The following is a 929-nucleotide window of genomic DNA, read 5'->3' as shown; positions in this document are numbered from 1 at the left end:
TCAAATCCTGTCCCCGCTACTGAAAGACAAGGCCCGGAGTCTCGGACTCCGGGCCTTGTCGTGCGTCCGGAGCGGTGGGTGGGCCCCGCTCCGGGGCCGGCGGACGAGGGACCACCGTTCGCATGCGGCGCCACGCTGCTCTGTGCGGGTTATGTGCGGGGCTTTTGATTAGAGTTTGGGACATCGCTGTGTCGGGAAGTCGGGAAGTCGACAAAACGCTGAAGTGACCTCACTGGCTGCGGCATTCCAGGTGTACACAGGTTGCGGGAGTGCGACGATGGGACGTATGGGGGACAAGGCGAGGCTGGTGGAGACACGTCGGCTGGTAGGGGCTCCCGACCGGGGGAGTGAGCAGGGGACCGAACGGGGGAGCGACCCGGACGGGCAAGGCGGGCAGGTCCCGTCCCAGACGTCCGTCACCGCCCCCACGGGCGCCGCCGCGGACGGCGCCGACCTGGAACTCGAAACCGCCCGCCGCCGCGCCGAGTCCGGCGACCCCGCCGCCCTGAGCACCCTCGGCGCCCTCCTGCTTCGCCGCGGCGACCTGGACGCCGCCGAGCGCTGCCTGCGCGCCGCCACCGCCGAGGGCGACCGCTCCGCCGCCAACAACCTGGGCGTCCTGCTGCACCAGCGCGGCTACCCCGACGAGGCGGCCGCCTGGTGGCGGGTGGCCGCCGTCGCCGGCTCCGCCGCCGCCGCGCACGCCCTCGGCCGCTACCACCGCGAGCGCGGCGACGAGCCCGCCGCCGAGTACTGGCTGCGGCAGTCCGCCGAGTCCGGGCACGCCCTCGGCGCCTACGCCCTCGCCGACCTCCTGGAGCACCGCAGCGACGTGGGCGCGGAGCGCTGGTTCCGGTCCGCCGCCGAGCGCGGCCACCGCGAGGCGGCGTACCGCCTCGCCCGCATCCTCGACGGCCGCGCCCCCGGCT

The 929-nt window shown here is 74.5% G+C and carries 1 protein-coding gene; it reads left to right on the top strand.

The genetic code is table 11. The features are described 5' to 3' along the window. Nucleotides 1-286: 286 nt before the first annotated feature. Nucleotides 287-929: tetratricopeptide repeat protein (locus tag JNW98_RS35745; RefSeq protein WP_372459414.1), on the top strand; the 643-nt coding region annotated here is incomplete at its 3' end.

The organism is Streptomyces huiliensis (assembly GCF_020037025.1).
GTDB classification, from domain to species: domain Bacteria; phylum Actinomycetota; class Actinomycetes; order Streptomycetales; family Streptomycetaceae; genus Streptomyces; species Streptomyces huiliensis.
The sequence above is the reverse complement of the archived record's forward strand: the minus strand, read 5'-3'. Positions and strand labels throughout refer to the sequence as shown.